We start from the raw sequence: 22,778 nt of genomic DNA on the forward strand, positions 1-22,778 counted from the left end.
GATAGGGAAGGGCGCGGGAGGTGGCCACCGGAGAGCGGTCACCACCTCCCGCTTGCCATCAGGCGCCCTGCTTGACCATGCGGCTCATGCGGTCGCCGTCTTCGTGGCGCATGAACATCTTCATGATGTCGCCCGATGTGACCGGACGCATGTCGCCTTCTTCCAGCGGGCGTTCGCCCAGCGAGGACTTGGGGCTGATGTCGACCCCCGCCGCCTTCGCCTGCGCGCGCAGAGCGCCGACGGTGAGGTCCGCTTTCGCATGATGCTGGAAGGGGTCGAAGCGGAACCAGCGCATCGCGTTGCCATGGGTGATCTTGTCGATCTGCGTGTCGGTGAGGTGCTTGATCGTCGGCCAGAGCCGCTCGGGCACTTCGGGCCAGAGCGTGTCCGAGTGCGGATAGTCGCATTCGTAAGCGATATTGTCCTCGCCGATGAACTGGACGTTCTGCAGGCCGAAGGCATCGTCGATGAAGCAGTTCAGGAAGTGCCGCTTGAACATTTCGCTCGGCTTCAGGTCCTGGAAACGCGAGTTGGTCCAGTACTTGTGGCGCGAGTTCGAGAAATCGGCGCGCTCGGTGAAATAGGGCACCCACCCGATCGAGCCTTCGGACAGGGCAATGCGCATGTCGGGGTACTTGTGCAGCGCTTCCAGTTGCAGCCAGTCCGAGGCGGCATAGGCGATCGACATCGGCATGGTGGAAATCCATGCTTCGATTGGCGTCTCCATCGAGGCATGCGGCGCCGGGTTGCCGCCGCCGATGTGGATGCAGATCGTCATGTCGAGATCGGTGATCGCCTTGTAGAACGGGTCCCAGTATTCGTTATGGATGCTGGGCAGGCCCTGGCAGGTCGGGTTCTCGCTGATCGAGACGGTGTGGCACCCCTTGGCGGTGACGCGTTTCAGTTCGGCGATTGTCGCGTCCATGTCCCATGTCGGCAGGATGGCGCAGGGGATGAAGCGGCCCGGATGGGCGCCGCACCATTCATCGATATGCCAGTCGTTGTAGGCGCTGACGTGCTTCACTGCGAGCGCCTTGTCCGGCACCCGGTGCAGCCGCCCACCCGCGAAATCGAACACCGAGCCGAAGTTGAGCGAGGCGGCGACGCCGTTCACGTCCATGTCCTTGACCCGCGCATCGACGCGGTAGACCCCGTCGCGTAGCTGGTCGAGCGAGGTCGGCTCCATGCCGTATTCCTCGAAGGGGCGGCCGACCACGGCGTTGAGCGCCACTGAGGCGAAGCTCTGACCCTGATAAACCCACAGGTCCTTGCCGTTTTCGTCCTTGACCATCTTGGGCGCGCTTTCCAACAGGGCACCGGACAGGTGGTTCTGGAACATGTCGGGCGGTTCGCTGATGTGATCGTCCACGCTGATCAGCACCATGTCGTTCATTTCCATCTCTCGTCTCCCATTCTTCGTGAAGGTGCAGGGCTTTCTTCGCCCGGTTCTCGTTCTTTCCGGCTGGCCTCGAACCGCGCCGCCATTCCCGCAAGGGGCGGGCGGGGGCCTTGGCTGAAATCCTGTGTCGGTGCCTTTGCCCGTGCCAGTTCGGCGCGTTCGGGCTGCATGGTGTAGCAACTCGGACGGTGGAACAGCGCTGCATGCTTTTCGGCTTCGGTAAGAGTGCGGCCATGCGCCACCAGAGCCGCCCATTGAAGCAGCCGTGCCGCTTCCTGCTCCTCGCCGGAAAGCCCGGCGATCCAGTCCCGCAAAGTCACCAGCGACTGCCCCGCGATCGCGCCGGGCGCGGTGAGCACCCCCTCCTGCTCGATCCAATGGTGGAGCACGGCGCCGTCGCGTCGGATTTCGAGCACGCGTCTAGCGCCGCATGGATCGCTGGCGGCAATCGAGTATTCGCTTGGGCCGGCATCGGTCGCATGGCTCGCGGCCAGCACCGCAAGGTCGTGAAGGTGCGTGCAGTTCGCCTGTTTGTCACGCCTTGCGGTGACTTGCGTGAGGGGCAGGCCGGTGAAGGTATCGCCCAGCACCTTCTCGGCGCCGGGGCATGGCGACCATGGTGCGCGGTCCATGAAGGCAGCGACGCTCATCACCACACCCGCTTCGTGCCGGAGTTCGACCAGCATGGCGTGAAGGTCGTCTTCCAGCATCGAGCGCACCACACTTTTGCCCGGTTCGATACGGATCACGCGGCGATAGCCGGGCATGGCGAACACGTCCCCGGGTGGATGCAGGTCAAGGCGGTGCGACGGACGGATCGAGGGACTCCTCATCTGTGCGGCGGGATAGCAGACACTATCGTTCCCTCGGGCGCCTTGCCAGTCGGCCGAGGGCACGATGCGAGCCATCGCATGTGCGATCACCCCTTCCCGAACAGGGACTGGCGGTGTGCCCTTGGGCATGTTTCCAGCGCTCTGGAGGGGCCTGCACATCGCGCCCGCGATTGCAGCGGCGGGCGGATTGAACGCCCCTCCAAGCTGTGTTCATGACCATAGAGAGGCGCGTCCGAGAGTGCCGCATCACAACGATAATCCCCGGGAAAGTCTGCCATGAACTTCGACCTCACCGACGAACAGGAAATGATGCGCGACACTTTCGCGCGCTTTCTCGACGAGCATTCCAGCACCGTGCGCGTGCGCAAGGCACAGGAAACGGCAGGCTTCGACGCGGGGCTGTGGAGCGGCCTTGCCGAACTCGGCGCCTTCGCGATGCGCGTGCCTGAAGATGCGGGCGGCATGGATCTCGGCCTGTTCGATGCGGCGCTGCTGATGGAGGAGGCCGGGCGCACGCTGGTTTCCGGGCCGCTGGCCGAAGCGCTCGTCGCGGCGCGGCTGCTGGGTCAACTGGGCGGGCAGGACGCATTGCTCGAACAGGCGATCGGCGGCGAGGCGGTGGTCACCATCGCCATGCACGACATCGCGGCAAGGCCGGTACAGTGGATCGCCGGCGGCGCGGTAGCGCAGGCCGTGGTGGCCCGGCGCGGCTCGGACGTGGTGCTGGTCACGGTAACGGGCAAGGGCGAGGCGAACCTCGCCACGACCCCCATCGCCGAAATCGACCTTGCTTCGGGCGAGACGGTGGTGCTCGCCTCGGGCGAGGACGCGCTGGCGACCTTCGCCGCCGCCGTGGAGGAGTGGAAGCTCTACATCGCCGTCGGCCTTTCGGGCATTGGGCGGCAGGCTCTGAAAATGGCGGCCGAATATGCCGGTGAGCGCAAGGCGTTCGGCCAGCTGATCGGCACGTTCCAGGGCATCTCTCACCCGCTGGCCGACCTGCTTTGCGACGTGGACGGCGCCAAGTTCCTCGCCTGGAAATCCATCCGCGACATATACGACAATTCCGCCGAGGCGGGCGCGACGATCTCGCTCGCCTACTGGTACGCCTGCGACGCTGCAGCGCGCGCTGTCGCGCAGGGGCTTCACACGTTCGGCGGCTTCGGCCTGTCGAGCGAGTACGACATCCACCTCTACAACCTGCGCGCCAAGGGCTGGCCGCTGGTCGCGGGCGATCCCGCGCTCATGCTGGAGGAAGCAGGCCGCCGCCTTTACGCGGGCGAAGTGGCAGCCCTCCCGGCTTCCGGCGAAGTCCCGCTGGACTTCGACCTGGGCGAGGAAGCCCGCGCCGTTTGCGCCGAGATCGCCGAACTGTTCGCCGCCAAGGTGACGCCCGAAATGAAGGCGCGGTTCCACTATTCCTGGGAAGGCTACGTCCCGGAAGTCCACAAGATGCTGGCTGACCACAGCCTGCTGTTCCCCGGCCTGCCCGAGCACCTCTCTGGCCGCAACATCACCCCCTATGCGCGTATTGCCGCGATGGGCGAGATGGAGCGGCAGGGGTACAATACGCCCGGTGCGAACGTCGCCGCGATGGTGGCGATGATGATCGACAAGTACGGCAGCGACGAACTCAAGGCCGAGGTCCTGCCCCGGATCACCGGCGGTGACGTGCTGTGTTCGCTGGGCTATTCGGAGCCTTCGTGCGGCTCCGACGTCTTCGCCGCACAGTGCAAGGCGACGCAGATGGAGGATGGCTCCTGGCGGATCGACGGCACCAAGATGTGGACCAGCGGCGCCAACCTTTCCAGTTACGTCCTGATGCTGACGCGCACCAATCCCGACGTGCCCAAGCACAAGGGTCTGACGATGTTCATCGTGCCGCTCAAGACCGAAGGTGTCACCGTCCAGGCCGTCCACACCTTCCAGGACGAGCGCACCAACATCACCTTCTACGACGGGGTGGTGATCCCCGACAGCTGGCGTCTTGGTGAAATCGACGGCGGTGTAAAGACCATGAGCGCCGCTCTGGAGCTGGAACACGGCGGCGGTTTCTCCAAGGTCATGAAGGCCATGATCGAGGCGGCAGTGGACCTGACCGGGGAGCTGGGCATCGCGGGCGAGGTCCGTACCCAGTGCCGTCTTGCGCGCAGCGTGGCGCACTTGTGGATATCCGACATGCTGACCTACCGCGCCCAGTGGTCCAGCGTGGAAAAGAAGCCGAACTACGCCTTCGGGCCGATGTCGAAGATGTATTCCTCCGAGAAATTCCTCAGCGACAGCCGCGACCTGCTGGACCTGACCGCGCCCGCATCGCTTTCCAAGCGCGAGGGGCCTGCGGGTTTCCTCAACCAGTGCTATCGCCACGCCGCCGGCACAACGATCTACGGCGGCACCAGCGAGGTGCACCGCTCGATGGTCGCCGAACGAGGCCTTGGCTTGCCGCGCACCCGTGGTTGAGGAGACGACGATGACCGAAGAAGCGCCGCACCTGCTGACCGAGGAAACGGACGGTATCCTCATCGTGACGCTCAACCGCCCGGACAAGCTCAACGCGATCAGCCGCGAGATGATGGACCTGCTGACCGAAGCGGTATTGCGCCTGCGCGAGACGCCCGAACTCAAGGTCATGCTGATCCGTTCGGCGGGGCGCTATTTCAGTTCCGGCGCGGACCTGCGCGGCGGCAACCGGAACATCGCATCCGAGGCGAACGTCGCGGCCAATTCCGCCAGCAAGGTACGCGAGAACCACCGCCTCAACCTCAACAACATGCAGCAGTTGTGGGATGAGATGGAGCATGTCGAAAAGCCCATCGTTGCTGCCCACCATGCGATGTGCGTCGGCGGCGGGCTGGAGATGAGCCTTTCGTGCGACTTTCGCCTCGCCGCGAAAAGTGCGGGCTATGCTTTCCCGGAAGGTCTGTTCGGCGTACTTCCGGCCTCGGGCGGAGTTTCGCGCCTGACGCGCATCTGCGGGCCGCACTGGGCGCGCTGGCTCATCATGGCGAACAAGCCCGCGAGTGCCGAAATGGCCTTCACCATGGGCCTCGTCCACCAGGTGTACGATGACGAGACGTTCGAGGCGGAAGTCATGGATTTCTGCCGCCACCTGGCAAAGCAGAACAGCGAGCAGATGGGCGCCGCCAAGGTGGCGATCGAACTCTGCGCGGAAGTCGGCCGCGATTCCGCCCGTCATGTCGAGCGGATGGCTAACAGTGCTCTCATGCTGAATCCCGATTATATCAAGGGCATGGAAGCCTATCTCAAGGGTGTCGGCGGCAAGGCGAAGTAGCACGGGGAAGCCGCCGCCATTGACATGCGCGGGCAAAGCGGACGAGGGGTCCCGTCACGCCAATTGCTTCTTCGGGTTTCGTTCGCATGCACCTTTCGACAATGCCGCTGGTTCACAAACCAATGGCCTCGCCAGTAGGCGAACTGACGCTGGTCGGCAGCGATGCGGGCCTCGTGGCGGTGCTGTGGGAGGACGACAGGCCGGGGCGGGTGTCGCTTGGCCCCATGGGCGATGGTAGCGACCATCCGGTCCTTGCCCATACCGAAATCCAGCTGCGCGAATATTTCGAAGGCCGCCGCGAGGTGTTCGACCTGCCGCTCGATTTTCGCGGCACCGATTTCCAGAAAAGCGTCTGGCAAGCGCTTCTGCATATCCCCTTTGGCGAAACCCGCAGCTATGCGCAGATCGCTCTGGCCATTGGCCGCCCGACCGCGAGCCGGGCGGTCGGCGCGGCGAACGGCCGTAACCCGATCTCGATCATCACGCCCTGCCACCGGGTGATCGGCACCAGCGGAAGGCTAACCGGCTTTGCCGGAGGACTGGAAGCCAAGGCCTGGCTGCTGTGGCTGGAGGCGGGCCAGCCCCTTCTTTTGTAAAATCGCGCCGCTCAAAACGGCCGGATCGTCACACCGTTGTCGATCACCATCTCCGCGCCCGTTATGAAGCGGGATTCGTCGGAGGCGAGGTACAGCACCAAGGCCGCCACGTCCTTGGGATGTCCCGCCGTTCCGGGCGGCAGCACGCCTTCCGGTATCTCCCGCGTCTGACCCGGCCGTCCCTCGGCGGTCTGGACCATCGGCGTTTCGATCGAGCCGGGATGAACCGAGTTGCAGCGGATCTTGTAGCCTTTCTCCTGGCACATCACCGCGACCGACTTGGTCATCGCCCGCACCGCGCCCTTGGCGGCGGAATAGGCGAAGAAGATCGGGTAGCCCAGCAGCGCGCCCGTCGAACTCATGTTGACGATAGAGCCGCCGCTCCCTTTGTTCATCAGCGGGATCGCGTGCTTGCAGCCCAGGAACACGCCGTCGGTCATGATCGCGCTGACCCAGCGGAACTGCTCAAGGCTAGTTTCCTCGACATCGGCGCTGAGGACGACGCCGGCATTGTTCACCAGCACGTCTAGCCGGCCGAAGCGTGCCTCGATCTCCTGCATGACCGCGATCCACTGCGCCTCGTCGGCAACATCGAGCGCCATCGCGAGAGCGCCGTTACCGATCCGGTCGGCCACGGCCAGCGCCGGTTCCAGCTTCACATCGGTGACCACGACGACCGCGCCTTCGCGGGCCAGCGCCTCGCAGTCCGCCGCGCCCAGTCCCGAGCCGCCGCCGGTGACCAGCGCGACTTTGCCTTCAACCCGGCCCATTTCGCTCTCCCTTTGTTATTATCTGAAGGAAGCCTCAGGCGGCCCCGTCTTCGCTGAAGTAGTCCGGCATCCCGGCTGGCCAGATCACGCCCCACTGCGCCTGTCCGCCGTCGATGACGATGAGATCGCCGTTGATGAAGCGCGCGGCGGGCGATGCGAGGTAGGCGATGGATTCCGCCACGTCCCAGGCATTGCCGCGCATCCGCATCGGGTTCGCCTTGTGGAAGCGGGCGAGGGCTTCTTCGGGATACATGCGGAAGCCCTCGGTCTCGATCACGCCGGGGCCGATGCAGTTCACGCGGATGTTCCACTGCGACCACTCGGTGGCCAGCGTCTTGGACAGGTAGATCACCCCGGCGCGCGCGGCACAGGTATGCGCGGCCTGCGGCATGCCACGTTCGACATTGGCTACGATGTTGATGATGTTGCCCGGCTTGCCGTCGGCGCGCCAACGTTTGGCGGCTTCCTGCATCATCCACCATGTGCCGTTGAGGTTGGTGTCGATCACCGCCATCCAGCCCTTGCGGCTGAAGTCTATGGCGTCCTGCGGGAACTGGCCGCCGGCATTGTTGACCACGGTGTCGAGGCCGCCGAAGTGGTCGTGCACGGCACCGATCAGCGCCTCGACGCCTTCGGGATCGCGGATGTTGGTCGGCACGGCCAGCACGTCGCTGTCGAAAGTGTCCTTCACCAGATCGACGGTGGTCTGCAGCTTTTCCGCATCGCGCCCGCAGATGGCGACCTGCGCGCCCAGCTTCGCCGCGAGGAACGCCGCGGCTTTGCCCATACCGCTGCCCGCGCCGGTAATCAGCACGGTCTGCCCGGCCAGCATGTCGTCGCGGTAGATCGAGGTCTGCGCGCGCAGCGCTTCTTCATCAAGCCCCCGCGCCGGACGGTCGGGGCCGTCATCCTCGGGGCGGAAGACCTTTGCGGTGAAGTCTCTGGGCGCGTTCAAATGGCTTGTCCTTGAAATCGATGGCTAGATCGATCGCATGAGCGGAGGGCGAATCGACGGTAAAGGTTCGGTCGCTGCCGAACTTTTCCTCTACCGCGAAGCACGCTAGCCTCGCTGCATCAAAAAGACAAACAAGATTGTTTTTAGAAGATGAAGGGCAGCCGGGTTAAAGCTGGCTGTTCAACTTGTGCTTGGGGCGGAGAGATACGGGAGTTGAGGGCTTTCTTCCCGTCAGTCGTCGAGCCGGGCCATCAGGACACGGATCTGGCTTTCCAGATGCGTGAGCATCGCCGGAACCTTCACCGGGTCCATTGCCCCGGTATGGACCGCAATCGCCATGCCTTCCAGGATCGTCACCGACAGGTTCATGGCAAGGTCGAAGCCTACCGGATCGACACGCCATTCGGGGAAGAGAACTTCCGCCTGCGCGTTGAAGCGCTCGCGAAATTCTTCCTGCAAGGGCAACATGATCCCGGCAAGGTCCTTGTCGGTGCGCGCGGCCATGGCCAGTTCGTGAAAGGCGATGAAGGCCGGCTTCTGGACTTGTCCCCAGTAGGTCTCGACCAGGGTGTCGACATCATGCTCGGGCTTTTCGGCGGCGCGACGGAAGGCCCGCAGACGCTTTTCGTGCAGTTCGACAATGGTCGCCTTGATCAGCGCTGCGCCGTTCTCGAAGTGGTGCATCATCGCCCCGCGCGAAAGACCCGCTTCCTGCGCCACGCGCGGGGTCGTGGTGTTAGCATAGCCGTGCTTGACGAGGGAGCGCACGGTGGCGTCGATCAGCCGGCTGCGCGTCTGCGCGGCCTTCGTCGCCTGCAAGGTGTTGCCCGAGGTTTTTGCGCTCGCAGTCCTGGGCGGTGCCTTGGCAGCGGCGCGGGGCTTGGCAGTGCTGGTCGTGCGCGAGAGGGCCATGTGATTCGCCTGAGAAATTGCTGTCGCCGGTGACTGCAATTCACCGGGCCATCCAGTCCGCTTACTATCAAGGAGCCCCCCGGTGCAAGCGCCGCACCCGCGTAAAGCCCGGCCTTTCCTGCGGATAGCGCCGCATCGGACGCTTTCGCAGTTGGTGCAATTAAAACATGCATGACTGATTGTAATTTTCGATGCGCTTGATAATCTCCCTCCAAACAGACTTCGCACGGCGGCCGCAGCAGTGGGTGACCGGAAAGAGCACAGGACATTGGGAGAGCAGGCGATGGGCGACAGGCAGCCAATCCTGACTATGGGTGAAATGATTCGGTCCTCGGGTCAGAGGTTCGCGGACCGCGATGCGGTCGTGTTCCCGGACCGGCGGCTGGGCTATGCCGAACTTAACCGCAAGGCGCGCGACTGGGCAAAGGCGCTGGCCGGGATGGGAGTGAAGCCGGGCGACAATGTCGGCCTGCTGCTGCCGACCTGCCTTGACTTCATCACCGCCTTCTACGGTATCACCATGGCCGGTGGCGTCGCCGTGCCGGTGAATGCGCGCTATCAGGCTAGGGAACTGGGTTTCGTCGCCGTCGATGCCGATCTGGTGGCGATTATTACCACCGGCAAGGTAGCCGACGGCCTCGATTTCAGCGCTCGACTTGAAGCGGCGCTGCCCTCGCTGACGCAGGCGGGCGACCCTTGGGCACTCTCCTTGCCTGAGGCCCCCCGCCTGCGCAGCATCATCTGTCTCGATGAGCGCTGCGCGCCTTACCTCGTGCCCGCGAACGCCGCCCTCGCGAAAGGCGCGAAGATCGCCGAGGACGAGATCGATGCGCGGATCGATGCGGTGTCGCCGCAGGATACGGCGATGATCCTCTACACCTCGGGCACCACGGCGAACCCCAAGGGCGCTATGATCAGCCACCGTGCGCAAGTCGCCAACAGTCGCGGTCTTGGCGTGCGGTACGAGTGTACCGGCGAGGACAAGGTCTGGTCGCCGCTGCCGATCTTCCATATCGCGGGCATCCTGCCGATGACGATGATCCTGGACCTTGGCGGGATCTATATGACGATCCCGAAGTTCGATGCAGGCGTGGGGCTGGAAATGCTCGGCCGGGAAGGGGCGACGATTGCCTATCCAAGCTTCGTCACGATCATGCAGGACCTCATCACCCACCCGACTTTCAAGGACACCGACCTTTCGAAGTTGCGGATCATGAATTCCAATTTCGCCGTCCAGCCCGAATGGATCAAGCTGGCGGTGGCGGAGGCCATGCCGCACACCATCCAGGTCGGCACTTACGGCCTTACCGAAGGCGCCGGCACGGTTTCCACCAGTCGCCTTTCCGACAGCTACGAAGTGCGCACCGGGCGCTGCGGTGTCCCGTTGGAGGAATGGCAGGTCCGCATCGTCGATCCCGAAACCGGCGCTGATTGCGGGCCCGGCGAGCAGGGCGAGATCGTCCTTGGCGGCCCCAACGTCCTTAAGGGTTACTACAATGCCCCGGAGAAGACGGCAGAGGCGATCCGCGGCGGCTGGTTCTTCTCCGGCGACATTGGATCGATCGATGCGAACGGCAACGTGATGTTCCACGGCCGTACCAAAGACATGCTCAAAGTGGGCGGCGAAAACGTGGCAGCGGCTGAGATCGAGGCCATGCTCCAGACTCACCCGGCGGTGAAGCTGGCACAGGTAGTGGGACTGCCGGACGAGCGTTACGCCGAAGTCCCCGCCGCCTTCGTCGAACTGGCCGAGGGCGCGCATGCCAGCGAGCAGGACCTCATCGACCACTGCAAGGGCCGTATCGCCGGCTTCAAGGTACCGCGCCATGTTCGCTTCGTCGAAGTCTGGCCGATGTCGACCTCGAAGATCCAGAAATTCCGTCTGCGTGAAGGTCTGATCGCGGAGTTGCAGGCGGCCTGAAGTGCCGGTCCTGAAAATAAAAAAGGCAGTCCTGATTGTCTTTTTTATTGCAACGCAAGGCGCAGGGGTCCTACAATCGGACCGAGAGATTAGAGCGGCCGCCCGAACGAATTCGGCAGCGTCCGGGCAGGACAAGGAAGAGGCAAGATGGATCTGGGACTGGCGGGCAAGAAGGCGATCCTCGTCGGCGCGGCGCGCGGCATCGGCTATTCCGTGGCCGAAGTCCTGGCGCGTGAGGGCTGCGACATCGCGCTCACCGCGCGCAGCGAAGACAGCGTCAAGGACGCAGTGGCGGAGCTTTCCAAATACGGCACCAAGGTGGTCGGCAAGCCGGTCAACGCCAAGCAGCCCGAGGCCTACAAGGAGTGGATCGACTGGGCGGTCGAGGAGCTGGACGGCGTCGACATCCTAGTGCCCTTCACTTCGGCTGGAGGCGGCATGGGCAGCGAAAAGTACTGGTACAACGCCTTTGAAACCGATGTGATGGGTGTCGTCCGTGCTGTCGAGGGCGTGATCGAGAAGATGACCGAACAGCAGCGCGGCTCGATCGTGCTGCTTGGTTCCACCTCCACGGCTGAGGCGATGGGCGGCCCGCAGCCCTACAACGCGATGAAGGCCAGCCTCATCACCTGGGGCAAGCAGTTGGCGCTTTGGCACGGCAAGAACGGCATCCGCGTGAATGTCGTCTCGCCCGGCCCGATAGAGTTCGAGGGCGGCAACTGGGACATGATCAAAGGCACGATGGAGAAGTTTTACGCGTCCCAGCTGCGCCAGCAGCCGTCGGGCCGTCTCGGTCGGCCTGAGGAAGTGGCCAAGGCCATCGCCTTCCTCGCCAGCGACGCCGCGAGCTGGTGCAACGGTTCGCACCTCGTCGTGGACGGGGGCTTCACCAATCGGACGCACTTCTGATGACGGGCCAAGGTATCCCGGGGCATGTCATGGGCTGGGACGCAGGCGCGATGGATGTGCGCCGCGTCGTCCATCCGTACCGCGTCGATCCCGAGACGGTCGGCAACGGCACCCCCACCGAAAAGGCGCCGGACCCCCAGCTCGGCACCGAGATGATCCCGGCGGCGCGCTATTACTCGCCCGATTACATGAACCTGGAGTGGGAGCGGGTCTGGACCAAGGTCTGGCTGCTGGGCGGCCGCAGCGACGACATGCCCGAGCCAGGCGACTACATCTGCACCGATATCGGCAAGGAATCGGTGCTGCTGGTGCGCCAGGCCGATGGCTCGATCCGCGCCTTCCCGAACGTCTGCCTCCACCGCGGCAACCGCCTGCGGCCCGAAGGGCGCGGCAATGCCGAGAAGTTCCAGTGCATGTACCACCACTGGACTTACGGCCTCGACGGCAAGCTGGATCATATCCCGGACCTTTGCACCTTCCTCCAGGGCGGGCCGACGGACATGGCGCTGACCGCGCTGCCCTGCACCGAGTGGAACAGCTTCGTGTGGTTCTCGCTCGACCAGAACATCGAACCGTTCGAGGATTTCATCGATCCCCTCAAGCGCCACCTGGAACCCTACCACCCCGAGCGGATGGCCTGGATGCGTGACATCACGGTGGAGTGGGACTGCAACTGGAAGACCTCGGTAGACGCCTTCAACGAGACTTATCACGTGCAGGGCATCCACCCCCAGCTCAAGTGGTATCTGGATGACGTCAACGTCCAGATCGACTGCTACGGCAAGCACAGCCGCTACCTGATCCCCTTCGCGGCGATATCTCCGCGCGTTGCCATGCCGAGCCAGATCCCGCCCGCGATCCACGAGATCATGGTCCACGCCGGCATGGACCCGGCCGAATACGAAGGCCGCGTCTCCGATATTCGCCGCGACGTGCAGCTGTTCAAGCGCGAACACGGCGCATCGCAGGGCAAGGACTATTCCGAGCTGAACGACGAGCAGCTTACCGACGATTACCACTACACGATCTTCCCGAACGTGTCGGTCAACGTCCACGCCGATGACGTGATGCTGTTCCGCCAGCGTCCTCATCCGAACGACCCGAACAAAATGCTCTACGACATCTGGATGTTCGGCCTGATCCCCGAAGGCGAGGAATGGCCCGAACGGGTGCGCCACCAGCACTTCAGGCACGGCGACAAGACGATCGGCCAGGTTCTTGATCAGGATGCCTTCAACCTGCCTACTGTGCAGACGGGCATGAAGTCCGATTACTTCCCCGGCCTGTGGATCGGCGATCAAGAACTGCGCATCCGCCACTTCCACAAGGTGATGGACGACTACATCTACGGCCCCGGCGAAAAGGGGCCCGGCGATCTATAGAAGCACAACCTCTCTCCCCGCTCAGGCTGAGCTTGTCGAAGCCCCTGCAGCGAGGCGCGAGGCCCCAATCCTTCGACAGGCTCAGGATGAGCGGAGTGGTTTGGGACAATTGGCAAAAGAACACGGACGGGAGAGCTACCGTGCAATTTAACCGCGACGAACTGCTAGGCGCCTATCGCCGGATGAAAGTCATCCGCGAGTTCGAGGAACGCCTGCACGAAGAGATCAAAACCGGCGAGATTGCCGGCTTCACCCACCTCTACGCGGGCCAGGAAGCGGTCGCGGTGGGTATCTGCGACCAGCTTACGGTGGAGGACATGATCGTCTCCACCCACCGCGGCCACGGCCACTGCATCGCCAAGGGCTGCGACGTGAAGGGTATGATGAAGGAGATCTTCGGCCGCGCCGGAGGGCTGTGCAAGGGCCGGGGCGGCTCGATGCACATCGCCGATCTCGACGTGGGGATGCTGGGCGCCAACGGCATCGTCGGGGGCGGCGCGCCGCAGGCGGTGGGCGCGGCGATCGCTGCGCGTATCGACGGAAAGGGCCGTGTCGGCATCGCCTTTTCGGGCGACGGCGCTTGTAACCAAGGCACCACGTTCGAGGCGATGAACCTCGCCGTGGTCATCAAGGCCCCGGCGATCTTCGTCTTCGAGAACAACCACTATTCCGAACACACCGGCGATGCCTATGCCGTGGGCACCAGCAAGGATATTGCCAGCCGTGCCGAAGGTTTCGGCATGAAGGCCTGGCGCGCCAATGGCTGCGACTTCTTCGAAACCTACACGGCTTTTTCGGAACTTCTCGAATATGTCCGCGCGGGCAACGGCCCGGCGGCCATCGAGCTCGATACCGAGCGCTATTACGGCCACTTCGAGGGCGACCCCCAGCGCTATCGCGGCAAGGGCGAGATCGACCGTATCCGCGCCGAACGCGATTGCCTCAAGGCGTTCCGCGCCAAGGTGGTCGGTGCGGCGCTGCTGACCGATGACGATCTCGACAAGGTCGACGCCGAAGTGATCGCGCAGATCGAGGAGGCCGTGGTCGAAGCCCGCGCCGACGAACTGCCCGATCCCGCCACCGTCGCCGACGACGTCTACGTCGAATATTACTGAGGGACCGGACATGGCCATCATGAACATCCGCGAGGCGATCGTCTCGACGCTGCACGCGGAAATGGAACGCGATTCCGACATCATCCTGCTGGGTGAAGACGTGGTCGGCGGCAACGGCACTGCCGGCGGCCCCGAAGCGATCGGCGGCATCTGGGGCACCAGTCCCGGCCTGTGGGAGAAATTCGGGCCCGAGCGCGTGATCGACACGCCGATTTCCGAAAGCGCGATTATCGGCGCGGCGGCAGGCGCGGCGCTGGCGGGCAAGAGGCCGGTGGCGGAACTGATGTTCGCAGACTTCGTGGGCGTCAGCCTCGACCAGATCTGGAACCAGATGGCCAAGTTCCGCTACATGTTCGGCGGCAAGACCAGGTGCCCCGCCGTGGTGCGGCTGGTCTACGGCGCGGGCATGTCGACGGCGGCGCAGCATAGCCAGTCGGTCTATGCCATGCTTACCGCCATGCCCGGTCTCAAGGTGGTGCTGCCGACCACCCCCGCCGACGCCAAGGGTCTGCTCACCGAAGCCCTGCGCGGCGACGATCCGGTCATGTATTTCGAACACAAGACGCTCTACGGTGTGAAAGGTGAAGTGCCCGAGGGCGAATATCGCCAGCGTTTCGGCGAGGCGCGCGTGGTGCGCGAGGGCGGCGACGTCACCGTGATCGCCTGCGGGCGCATGGTCAATTTCTCCGAAAAAGCGGCGGACAAGCTGGCGGCGGACGGCATCGGCATGGACCTGCTCGACCTGCGCACCACTAGCCCGCTGGACGAGGACGCGATCCTCGAATCCGTCGAGCAGACCGGCCGTCTGGTGGTGGTCGATGAAACCCCGCCGCGTTGCAGCCTTGCGGCCGATATCTGCGCGATGGTTGCCCAACGAGCTTTCACCAGCCTGAAGGCGCCGCCGCAGATGGTGACCGCGCCGCATAGCCCGATCCCCTTCGCCCGCAATCTCGAGCGCGCCTGGGTGCCCTCGCCGCAGAAGGTCGAGGAAGCGGTCCGCCGCGTCCTCGCCTTCCGTTGAGGGAGGGGCAGACGATGGCGAAACTCACGCCTTTCACGATGCCCAAGTGGGGTATCGAGATGGCCGAAGGCACGATTGCCGACTGGATGGTGGCCGAAAACGCCCCGTTCGAACGCGGCACCGTGCTGACGCTCATCGAAACCGACAAGATCACCAACGAGGTCGAGGCCGAAAAAGCGGGCCGCTTCGTGCGCATCATGGCCGAGGCCGGGCAGACCTATCCGGTCGGCGCGCTGCTGGCCGTGCTGAGCGAAGGCGGCGAGGCGAGCGCGGCGGAGATCGACGCGGTGATCGCGGCGTTCCGTCCCTCAGAAGCGGGCTTCGGCCCTGAGGGTGAGGACGAAGCGCCTGCATCTGCTCCGGCGGCTGCGCCTGTCGCGCCGCCCGTTCCCGAAGGCATCGCCATCAGCCCGGTCGCACTGGCCGAGGCGCAGCGTCTGGGCGTTGATCTTGCGACGGTAACCGGCACGGGCAGGGGAGGGCGCATCTTCGCGCAGGATGTGCATCAGGCCGGGCGTCCCGAAAGCCAGCCTGCGCTTGCGGGCGTCTTTGCGATGACGGCGGATAGCCCCGTGCTTTCCACCCCGGTCGCGCGCCGTATCGCGGCGCTCAACGGGCTGGATCTGGCCAAGGTCAAGGGCAGCGGTCACCGGGGCAAAGTGCGCCGCGATGACGTTCTGGCGGTGGTCAGCCAGGCCGCGCCGCAACCGGCTCCGGTCGCTGCTGCGCCGGCACCTGCACCTGCACCTGCACCGGCCCCGGTCGCCGCGCCGCCTGTCGCCGGCAATGTCGATATCGCGCCGATGAGTTCGATGCGCCGCACGATTGCGCGGCGGCTCACCGAATCCAAGCAGCAGATCCCGCACTTCTACGTCCGCCGCCGCGTGCGCGCGGACCGGCTGCTGGCGCTGCGGGCCTCGCTTGGGCCCGACAAGCCCAGCGTCAACGACTTCATCGTCAAGGCCTGCGCCCTCGCGCTGATGGAAGTGCCCGCCGTCAACATCCAGGTCCACGGCAACGACATCCACCGCTTCGCCTCCGCCGACGTGGCCGTGGCGGTGGCGACCGAGAAGGGCCTCGTCACCCCCATCGTGTTTGGCGCGGACGACCTTTCGGTGGCCCAGATCGGCGCGGCGATGAAGGCGCTGGCCCAGCGCGCCCGCAGCGGCAAGCTGAAGCCGGAGGAGTTCTCCGGCGGCAGCTTCTCGCTCTCCAACCTCGGCGGGTTCGGGGTCGAGCAGTTCGACGCCATCATCAACCCGCCGCAGGGCGCGATCCTGGCGGTCGGCACCGCGCGGCCCGAGCCCATCGACGACGACGGCGCGATCCGCATCGTGCCGGTGCTCCACCTTTCGCTTTCGTGCGACCACCGCGCGATCGACGGGGCTGACGGCGGCCGCTTCATGGCCGCGCTCGCCAACCTCATCGAACAACCCCATCTGCTCTGAAAGACCCACGCGATGAACTTCAAGCTGACCGAAGACCAACTGCAGCTGCAGGAAGCCTCACGCACGTTCGCCCGCGCCGAACTTCCCGCCATCGCCGCCGAACTGGAGCGCGACAACAAGCCGCCTAGCCGCGCGCTGCTGAAGCGCTACGCCGAGATGGGCTTCCTGGGCATCAACGTGTCGAGCGAGCTGGGCGGCCTCGGCATGGGCAATATCGAGGCGCTGATCGTGCTGGAGGAATTCGGCAAGATTTCCTCGGCGGTGGGTTTTCCGATCTTCGAAAGTTCGGTCGGCCCGGTGCGCGCGATCGAGTATTTCGCCTCGGATACGCTCAGGAAGCGTGTCGTTCCGGCGGTCTGCGCGGGGGACATGGTGATCGCGGTGTCGATGTCCGAACCGGATGCGGGCAGCGCGCTGACCGACCTCAAGACCAAAGGGGTGGTCAAGGGCGACAAGCTGGTCATCAACGGCACCAAGCGGTGGTGCTCGGGCGGCGGGCATTCCGATGCCTATGTGGTCTATTGCCGCCTTTCGGATGAGCCGGGCGCCAAGGGTATCGGCGCGGTGCTGGTGGAAAAGGACGCGCCGGGCATCTCGTTCGGGCCGAATGAACAGCTAATGGGGTTCCGTGGTATCCCGTCCTCTGACATCAATTTCGATGACTGCGAGGTGCCGCTCGACAATGTGATCGTCCATGCCGGCGGCGGTTTCAAGAAGCTGATGGAGGCGTTCGACCTCGAACGCTGCGGCAATGCGACGATGTCGCTGGCGCAGGCCTCCGGCGCGCTGGAGGATGTCAGCGCCTATGTTCAGGAGCGCAAGCAGTTCGGCAAGGCGATCGCCGAATTTCAGGCGGTGCAGATCAAGCTGGCCGAGATGCAGATGAAGGTGGAAGCCGCCCGCCTGCTGATCTGGCGCGCCGCCTCGCTGGCCGAGGACGGCCTGCCTTCGGTGCTGCACAGCTCTACGGGCAAGTGCTTTGCCAATACCATCGCCCGCGAGGTGACCGGTGACGCGATGCAGCTGATGGGCGCCTATGGCTATTCCAAAGAGTTTCCGATGGAACGCCGTCTGCGCGATAGCTGGGGCTGGGGTATCGCCGGCGGTGCGATCGACATCCAGAAGGTCAACATCGCCGGCGCCATGCTGGGGCGGCGGTTCGACCAGCGGCGGTGACAAATGAATGAGGGGGGCGGCGCTTTAGCGAGCCATGAGGGGGTGGCCCGGCATCCGTGCTTTCAGCGCGCGGTGCCGGCCATCCGCTCCCTCGCGCCGCGCGTGTAGACCAGGTTGATGCTGGTGAACGTAAGTGCCTCGGTCCCGTCCGCCAGCACCACGGCGTAGCGCGTCATCGCCGTACCGCGATCGGTGCGGCTTTTCGAGGGTTCGAGGCTGACGATCTCGCTCGTCACATGGATCGCGTCGCCGGCGCGGATCGCGCGCTTGAGGCGCAGTTCATCCCAGCCCACGCCGCAGACCCAGTCAATGTCCCAGTTGATCTCGTGGTCCATCTGCCGCCACAGCGCGAGGACGTGGATGCCGCTCGCCACCACTTCGCCGAAGACCGACTGCGCGGCGCTTTCGGGATCGGTGTGGAACCACTGCGGATCGTACCGCCGCGCGAATTCCAGCATCTCTTCCTGAGACACCGTGCGCGGGGATGAGCAGCGGAATTCCCCGATTTCCAGGTCTTCGAAAGTCCGATACGGCGCACGCGGGACGAAGGCTTCGCTCACAGCTTGCCTTCCCGCTTTTCCTTTAACATCCGCGCCAGCCCCTGCTGGCTGACGGTGGCGACCAGCGTGCCGTCGCGGCGGAACACTTTCCCGCGCCCCAGCGCCATGGCATCGCTCGCCGCCGGGCTGTCCATTGCGTAGAGCAGCCATTCGTCCACGCGAAATTCGTCATGGAACCATACCGCGTGGTCGAGGCTGCTCGATTGCAGGAAGTCGTTCGCCCATCCGATCCCCAGCGGACCCAGAGCGGTGTGGAAGATGTGCAGGTCCGAGGCATAAGTCAGCAGCCGCTGGTGTACGTCCATCGGTCCGTCGACGGTGCCGACGGCGCGGAACCAGAAGTTGCGCGTCGGCGGGCGGATATCGCGCTCGTCGAAGGGGAAGAAGCTCACCGGCCGCCAGTCGATCTGCTGGCGGCGGCGCCAGAACGGGCGGTGCCGCTCGGGCAGGCGGTCGCCATAGGCGGCGACGAGGTCGGCAAGGCTGGTCAGGCTCTCGGGCGGGGGGGCGTCCGGCATCAGGAAGCTGTGTCGGCCGGATGGCTCGGGCGTCTTGAACGAGGTCATCATGTTGAGGATCGGCGTGCCGTCCTGCGTCATGCGCACCATGCGGTTCGCGAAAGTGCGACCGTCGGTTTCGCGGCTGACTGCGAAATCTACCGGCCGGTCGGTAAGGCCGGGCTGGAGGAAATAGGCGTGGAGGCTGTGCGCGACCTTTTCCGCCGGCACCGTCAGGCGCGCGGCGGCCAGGCACTGCGAGGCCGCCATCCCGCCGTAGAGGCGCAGCAGTCCGCTTGGCACCGGCTGAACGCGGAAATGATCCGGGGCGATCTCCTCGAATTCGTAGCCGAGACGGCGCTCGACCTCAGGGTCATCGGGGTAGGGGTTCGATTCAGGCAAGGCGTGCATCCATCGCATCGGCCTAGCAGGCCGCGCACTGCTTCTCGAACGCAAAAGCGCTGTCGGGATCGACGATCTGCAGCAACTCCACCATGTTGCCGTCGCAATCGCGGCCATACGTCGCGCGAGTCGCGGCGGAGCCGCCGGGCGGGCAGTTGAACTCCATGCCGAGCGCGCTCAGGCGTTCGTATTCGGCGAAAACGTCGTCGCAGTAGAGGCATAGGTGGGTGATGCCGCGGTCGCACATGCGCGGGCGGACGGTCTGGGGGGCGTTGCTTGCATATTCGAACACTTCGATATGCAGGTTGCCCAGCCGGATCATCGCATAGCGCGCGGCGCTGCCGGTTAGGCCGACCATCGTGTCTATCCGCTCGTTGCCGACCTCCCACCCGCCTTCCTTGCCTGCGCTTTCGAAGCCGAACCAGCGCTGGTAGTGATCGACGAAACGGTCGAGGTCGGGCGTTGAGATCGCCACGTGATGAACGCCCCGGATCATGCGCGGACCTCCGCAGATGGCGCCGCCTGACGCGAGGCTTTCACTGCGCCGACGATCTCGGCATTGGTGGGGTTGCGGCGCAAGGTCAGCCCGCCGTTGACCTGCAGCACTTGGCCGCTCATGAAACAGGCGTCACTGGCTACCCAGGATACGGCCTCGGCGATGTCGTCGCTGGTGCCCACCCGGCCCAGCGGATATTCCTTGGCGAAGGTGTCCATGATCGCGGTGTTCTTCGATGCCTTCTCGGTCATCGGAGTAACGGTGAAGCCCGGCGCGACCGAATTGGCGCGGATGCCGCGGTGGCCGAATTCGTTGGCGACGCAGCGGATCACATGGTCGGCGCCGGCCTTGGTGCCCATGTAGGCGGCGTGGTCCTCCAGCATGATCGAGGCGGTGGCGGACGAAATCTGGATCAGCGAACCGCCATCGCGCATCACCCTCAGCATCGCCTGATAGAACAGGATCGCGCCAGTGAACTGCAGCGCCGTCATCTGCTCGATCTCGGCCTTGGTGGTTTCGAGGAAGGGCTTCAGCAGCCCCCAGCCGGTGGCGTTGACGGCGATGTCCACGCCGCCGTAAGCGCCGTGCACCGTCTCGCCCAGCCTCGCCAGGTCCGCCTCGCTGGTGAGGTCGCAGCCGGTGACGGCCAGCCCGCCCAGTTCGGCCGCGAGACGTTCCAGTTCCTCCGCCTTGCGCCCGGCGACGATCACCGTCGCGCCGTCTGCGGCCAGACGGCGGGCGATAACTTGCGCCATGTTGTCCCGGTTGGCCGCGCCGACAACGACGGCGACCTTTCCTGCGAGGTCGGCCATTATTGCATTCTCCCCTATTATTCCCGTGCTCAGTCCCGCTGAACCCAGTCGCCCAGCACCTGCTCGACGCGGGCCTTTTCGGGCACGATGTTGAGGCCGATGCGGCGGTCCAGTTCCTCGTGCCAGTGGTAGATGCGCCGTTCCTGATAATTCAGCGGCATCCCTTTGAAGCCGGGGCTTTCCAGCGATTCCTGGATTTGCGGCGCGTATTGCAGGTCCTCGTAAAGAATGCGCTCCCAGTTACTGAGGCGCGTCTCCCAAAGGGGGTGTGGATTCTCGGCATCATGATCGGGTGCGATCCAGGTCGAGACGACGCGAGTGCGCTTTGGCCCCAGCGGCCAGAACTGGAGAAGCGGCACACCGCTGGGGGCAGGCGGCATCACGAAGTTCGGATAGATTTGGTAGCTGACGTTGTTTTTCGCCGGAAATTCGGTGATTGAGGGGATCACCGGCATCCCCACCGTACCCGGATCGACCCAGTCGGGGCGGCGGTTGGGCGTCGCCATGCGGCTGTGGCCGTTGGGCCAGAGCGTGACGATCATCGAGCGGTGATCAAGGAAGCGGTCCACCGTGTCCACATGGATCGACTTGATGTGGTAGACCTCAAGAAACGCGTCGAGGAGGATCTTGACGTTGCAGTCCACCTCGTAGCTGCGGCTGTCGACGAGGCGCAGGTTGTCCAGATCGTACTGTTCGAGCTGGGCAGCCATCGGCCCGATGTGTTCCATGAGCGGCTGCGCGTCCGAGTCCTGGTTGACGAAGATCAGCGAGCCCAGCAGTTCGCATCGCACTTCCTTGAGCGAGCGGCACGAGAAGTCGAGGTCCACGAAGTCACGCTTGTCGCGCACGGCGGTCAGTTTGCCTTCCAGCGTGTAGCTCCAGCCGTGATAGCCGCAGACGAAGCCGCGCCCTTCGCCTGAATCTGCGGCCACCAGCGGGGCGCCGCGGTGCTGGCAGGTGTTGAAAAAAGCCTTCACCTCGCCCTTCAGCGTGCGCGTGACGATGATCGGCGCGCCCGGGTTGCGAGTGAGGAACCATGTGCCGGGGCGGGGAATTTGGTCGACATGGCCGGCATAGAGCCAGGCCTTGTCCCACATCATCTCCTTTTCCAGCGCCAGGAATTCCTTGTCGGTGTAGCGGCTGCCGGGGATGTCGGGGAACTTGGGAAAGCCTTCGGGCGGCCCCTTGCGGTCGCGCTCATAGTCCATGCGCGCGAAATCGTTCTCGGGTTTTTGATCCGCAACCAGATCGAGCATCGGTCTTCTCTCCCTAGGGCCCGTACGGTATCGCGCCGGGCCATCTCGCGGCAGAATCAAAAAACATACAAGAATGTTTGATTCTATCGAAGTGATGCTTGCGATCCTAAGCCCTGCGCGATAAAACAGTCAACAGTGATTGTAATTTTCCGCCTCTTGCCTGCGGGTGCTTCAGTCTTGCCCGAACCCGGCATCGCGCTTTTGCGCGAAGGCGGCGATTCCTTCTCGGCTGTCAGCGCTGCCCAGCGTCGCCTTGCCCCAGGCATTGCCAACCCCCAGCGCCTGGCCGATTTCCATGCCGCAAGACAGTTCGTAAAGCTCGCGCCCGTTGCGGATCGCCTGCCAACTGTTGCCCAGCATCGCATGCGTCACCGCCAGCGCGCGTTCGAGCAATTGTTTGCCCGGCAGCACTTCAGTCACCACGCCAAGTTCGTAAAGCCGGCGCGCCGGGATGAGGTCGCCGGTCATGATCATGGCCAGTGCGGTGGCCCGCGGGACATGCGCCGCCAGCCGCTGGATGCCGCCGGCAAATGCGAACAGCCCTCGCTTGACCTCGCTCAGGCCCATCAACGCGTGATCGGCGGCGAAGACCATGTCGCAGGCCAGCATGATTTCGAATCCACCCGCTACTGCGGTGCCGTTGATCGCGGCGATCAGTGGTTTGGTGCGCGTGCGCTCGGTGATGCCACCGAAGCCGCGTCCGGGGATCAGGCCGTAACCCGCGCCGATCCGCTCGGCTTCCTTGAGGTCCATGCCGGAACAGAAAGCTTTGTCACCCGCTCCGGTCACGATCATCGCGCCGATTTCCGGGTCCGCTTCTGCCGCCGTGATCGCCGCGTCGAGCGCATGCGACGTCGCTGCATCGAGGGCGTTGCGTGCAGGCATGCGGTTGATCGTCAGCAGGCAGACGGCGCCGCGGCGCTCCACGAGAAGGCCGGTCATCGCGATGTTCTCCCGAGTTGCCGCGATCGTTGCATGACTGTCCGAAGCAGATAGCGAATCGCAGGATTGTTCTGAAAAAACAGA

General features: G+C 64.5%; 21 protein-coding genes. 10 read left to right on the top strand and 11 right to left on the bottom strand.

Annotated elements, in window-relative coordinates; all coding sequences use genetic code 11:
• Positions 1–58 precede the first annotated feature (58 nt).
• Together GVL61_RS19030 and GVL61_RS19035 are read right to left on the bottom strand one after the other, a co-directional pair.
• Positions 59–1,399: an amidohydrolase family protein gene (locus tag GVL61_RS19030; RefSeq protein ID WP_159982235.1), complete on the bottom strand. Its 1,341-nt coding sequence runs from the start codon at positions 1,397–1,399 to the stop codon at positions 59–61.
• Positions 1,390–2,307, bottom strand: a complete 918-nt coding sequence (locus GVL61_RS19035) for a DUF2889 domain-containing protein (protein ID WP_159982236.1) — start codon at positions 2,305–2,307, stop codon at positions 1,390–1,392. The genes GVL61_RS19030 and GVL61_RS19035 overlap by 10 nt, the downstream gene beginning before the upstream one ends.
• 201 nt (positions 2,308–2,508) lie before the next feature.
• Here GVL61_RS19035 and GVL61_RS19040 point away from each other — a divergent pair, with 201 nt between their 5' ends.
• The 3 genes from GVL61_RS19040 to GVL61_RS19050 all read left to right on the top strand — a co-directional run bounded on the left by GVL61_RS19040 (position 2,509) and on the right by GVL61_RS19050 (position 6,120).
• A complete protein-coding gene (locus GVL61_RS19040) occupies positions 2,509–4,692 on the top strand; it encodes an acyl-CoA dehydrogenase (RefSeq protein ID WP_159982237.1) in 2,184 nt (727 codons plus the stop codon).
• A 10-nt stretch (positions 4,693–4,702) separates the two neighbouring features.
• On the top strand, positions 4,703–5,524 hold the full coding sequence (locus GVL61_RS19045) for an enoyl-CoA hydratase/isomerase family protein (RefSeq protein WP_159982238.1): 822 nt from the start codon (positions 4,703–4,705) through the stop codon (positions 5,522–5,524).
• A 101-nt stretch (positions 5,525–5,625) separates the two neighbouring features.
• Positions 5,626–6,120, top strand: a complete 495-nt coding sequence (locus GVL61_RS19050) for a methylated-DNA--[protein]-cysteine S-methyltransferase (RefSeq protein ID WP_159982269.1) — start codon at positions 5,626–5,628, stop codon at positions 6,118–6,120.
• Between the two features lie 11 nt (positions 6,121–6,131).
• Here GVL61_RS19050 and GVL61_RS19055 read toward each other — a convergent pair whose 3' ends face one another.
• The 3 genes from GVL61_RS19055 to GVL61_RS19065 all read right to left on the bottom strand — a co-directional run bounded on the left by GVL61_RS19055 (position 6,132) and on the right by GVL61_RS19065 (position 8,757).
• On the bottom strand, positions 6,132–6,890 hold the full coding sequence (locus GVL61_RS19055; protein ID WP_159982239.1) for an SDR family oxidoreductase: 759 nt from the start codon (positions 6,888–6,890) through the stop codon (positions 6,132–6,134).
• Positions 6,891–6,924: 34 nt separating this feature from the next.
• A complete protein-coding gene (locus GVL61_RS19060) occupies positions 6,925–7,845 on the bottom strand; it encodes an SDR family oxidoreductase (RefSeq protein WP_159982240.1) in 921 nt (306 codons plus the stop codon).
• Between the two features lie 231 nt (positions 7,846–8,076).
• The gene (locus GVL61_RS19065) at positions 8,077–8,757 is read right to left on the bottom strand and encodes a TetR/AcrR family transcriptional regulator (RefSeq protein WP_159982241.1); all 681 of its coding nucleotides are present in this window, start codon (positions 8,755–8,757) and stop codon (positions 8,077–8,079) included.
• A gap of 283 nt (positions 8,758–9,040) precedes the next feature.
• On the opposite strand from GVL61_RS19065, the gene GVL61_RS19070 reads away from it, so the two are divergent.
• From GVL61_RS19070 to GVL61_RS19100, 7 genes are all read left to right on the top strand, one after another.
• Entirely contained in the window at positions 9,041–10,678 is a 1,638-nt protein-coding gene (locus GVL61_RS19070) for a class I adenylate-forming enzyme family protein (protein ID WP_159982242.1), read from the top strand.
• 147 nt (positions 10,679–10,825) lie between these two features.
• Positions 10,826–11,587 (top strand): SDR family NAD(P)-dependent oxidoreductase, encoded by a 762-nt coding sequence (locus GVL61_RS19075; protein ID WP_159982243.1) that lies wholly within the window; start codon positions 10,826–10,828, stop codon positions 11,585–11,587.
• Positions 11,587–12,969: an SRPBCC family protein gene (locus GVL61_RS19080; protein WP_235037797.1), complete on the top strand. Its 1,383-nt coding sequence runs from the start codon at positions 11,587–11,589 to the stop codon at positions 12,967–12,969. The genes GVL61_RS19075 and GVL61_RS19080 overlap by 1 nt, the downstream gene beginning before the upstream one ends.
• Before the next feature lie 140 nt (positions 12,970–13,109).
• On the top strand, positions 13,110–14,084 hold the full coding sequence (locus GVL61_RS19085; RefSeq protein WP_159982244.1) for a thiamine pyrophosphate-dependent dehydrogenase E1 component subunit alpha: 975 nt from the start codon (positions 13,110–13,112) through the stop codon (positions 14,082–14,084).
• A gap of 10 nt (positions 14,085–14,094) precedes the next feature.
• Complete coding sequence (locus GVL61_RS19090; protein ID WP_159982245.1) at positions 14,095–15,105, top strand: alpha-ketoacid dehydrogenase subunit beta; 1,011 nt, start codon at positions 14,095–14,097, stop codon at positions 15,103–15,105.
• A gap of 14 nt (positions 15,106–15,119) precedes the next feature.
• Entirely contained in the window at positions 15,120–16,553 is a 1,434-nt protein-coding gene (locus GVL61_RS19095; RefSeq protein ID WP_159982246.1) for a dihydrolipoamide acetyltransferase family protein, read from the top strand.
• Between the two features lie 12 nt (positions 16,554–16,565).
• Positions 16,566–17,729, top strand: coding sequence for an acyl-CoA dehydrogenase family protein (locus GVL61_RS19100; protein ID WP_159982247.1), 1,164 nt, complete (start codon positions 16,566–16,568; stop codon positions 17,727–17,729).
• Positions 17,730–17,791: 62 nt separating this feature from the next.
• On the opposite strand, the gene GVL61_RS19105 is transcribed toward GVL61_RS19100, so the two are convergent.
• The 6 genes from GVL61_RS19105 to GVL61_RS19130 all read right to left on the bottom strand — a co-directional run bounded on the left by GVL61_RS19105 (position 17,792) and on the right by GVL61_RS19130 (position 22,694).
• The gene (locus GVL61_RS19105; RefSeq protein WP_159982248.1) at positions 17,792–18,289 is read right to left on the bottom strand and encodes a MaoC/PaaZ C-terminal domain-containing protein; all 498 of its coding nucleotides are present in this window, start codon (positions 18,287–18,289) and stop codon (positions 17,792–17,794) included.
• Positions 18,286–19,197: an acyl-CoA thioesterase II gene (locus GVL61_RS19110; RefSeq protein ID WP_159982249.1), complete on the bottom strand. Its 912-nt coding sequence runs from the start codon at positions 19,195–19,197 to the stop codon at positions 18,286–18,288. The genes GVL61_RS19105 and GVL61_RS19110 overlap by 4 nt, the downstream gene beginning before the upstream one ends.
• A gap of 13 nt (positions 19,198–19,210) precedes the next feature.
• Positions 19,211–19,684, bottom strand: a complete 474-nt coding sequence (locus GVL61_RS19115; RefSeq protein ID WP_159982250.1) for a VOC family protein — start codon at positions 19,682–19,684, stop codon at positions 19,211–19,213.
• Positions 19,681–20,496 (bottom strand): SDR family oxidoreductase, encoded by an 816-nt coding sequence (locus tag GVL61_RS19120; protein WP_159982251.1) that lies wholly within the window; start codon positions 20,494–20,496, stop codon positions 19,681–19,683. The genes GVL61_RS19115 and GVL61_RS19120 overlap by 4 nt, the downstream gene beginning before the upstream one ends.
• 29 nt (positions 20,497–20,525) lie before the next feature.
• On the bottom strand, positions 20,526–21,752 hold the full coding sequence (locus tag GVL61_RS19125; protein ID WP_159982252.1) for an aromatic ring-hydroxylating dioxygenase subunit alpha: 1,227 nt from the start codon (positions 21,750–21,752) through the stop codon (positions 20,526–20,528).
• A 171-nt stretch (positions 21,753–21,923) separates the two neighbouring features.
• Entirely contained in the window at positions 21,924–22,694 is a 771-nt protein-coding gene (locus tag GVL61_RS19130) for an enoyl-CoA hydratase/isomerase family protein (RefSeq protein WP_159982253.1), read from the bottom strand.
• Positions 22,695–22,778 lie beyond the last annotated feature (84 nt).

Source organism: Novosphingobium sp. 18050, assembly GCF_902706195.1.
GTDB lineage: Bacteria > Pseudomonadota > Alphaproteobacteria > Sphingomonadales > Sphingomonadaceae > Novosphingobium.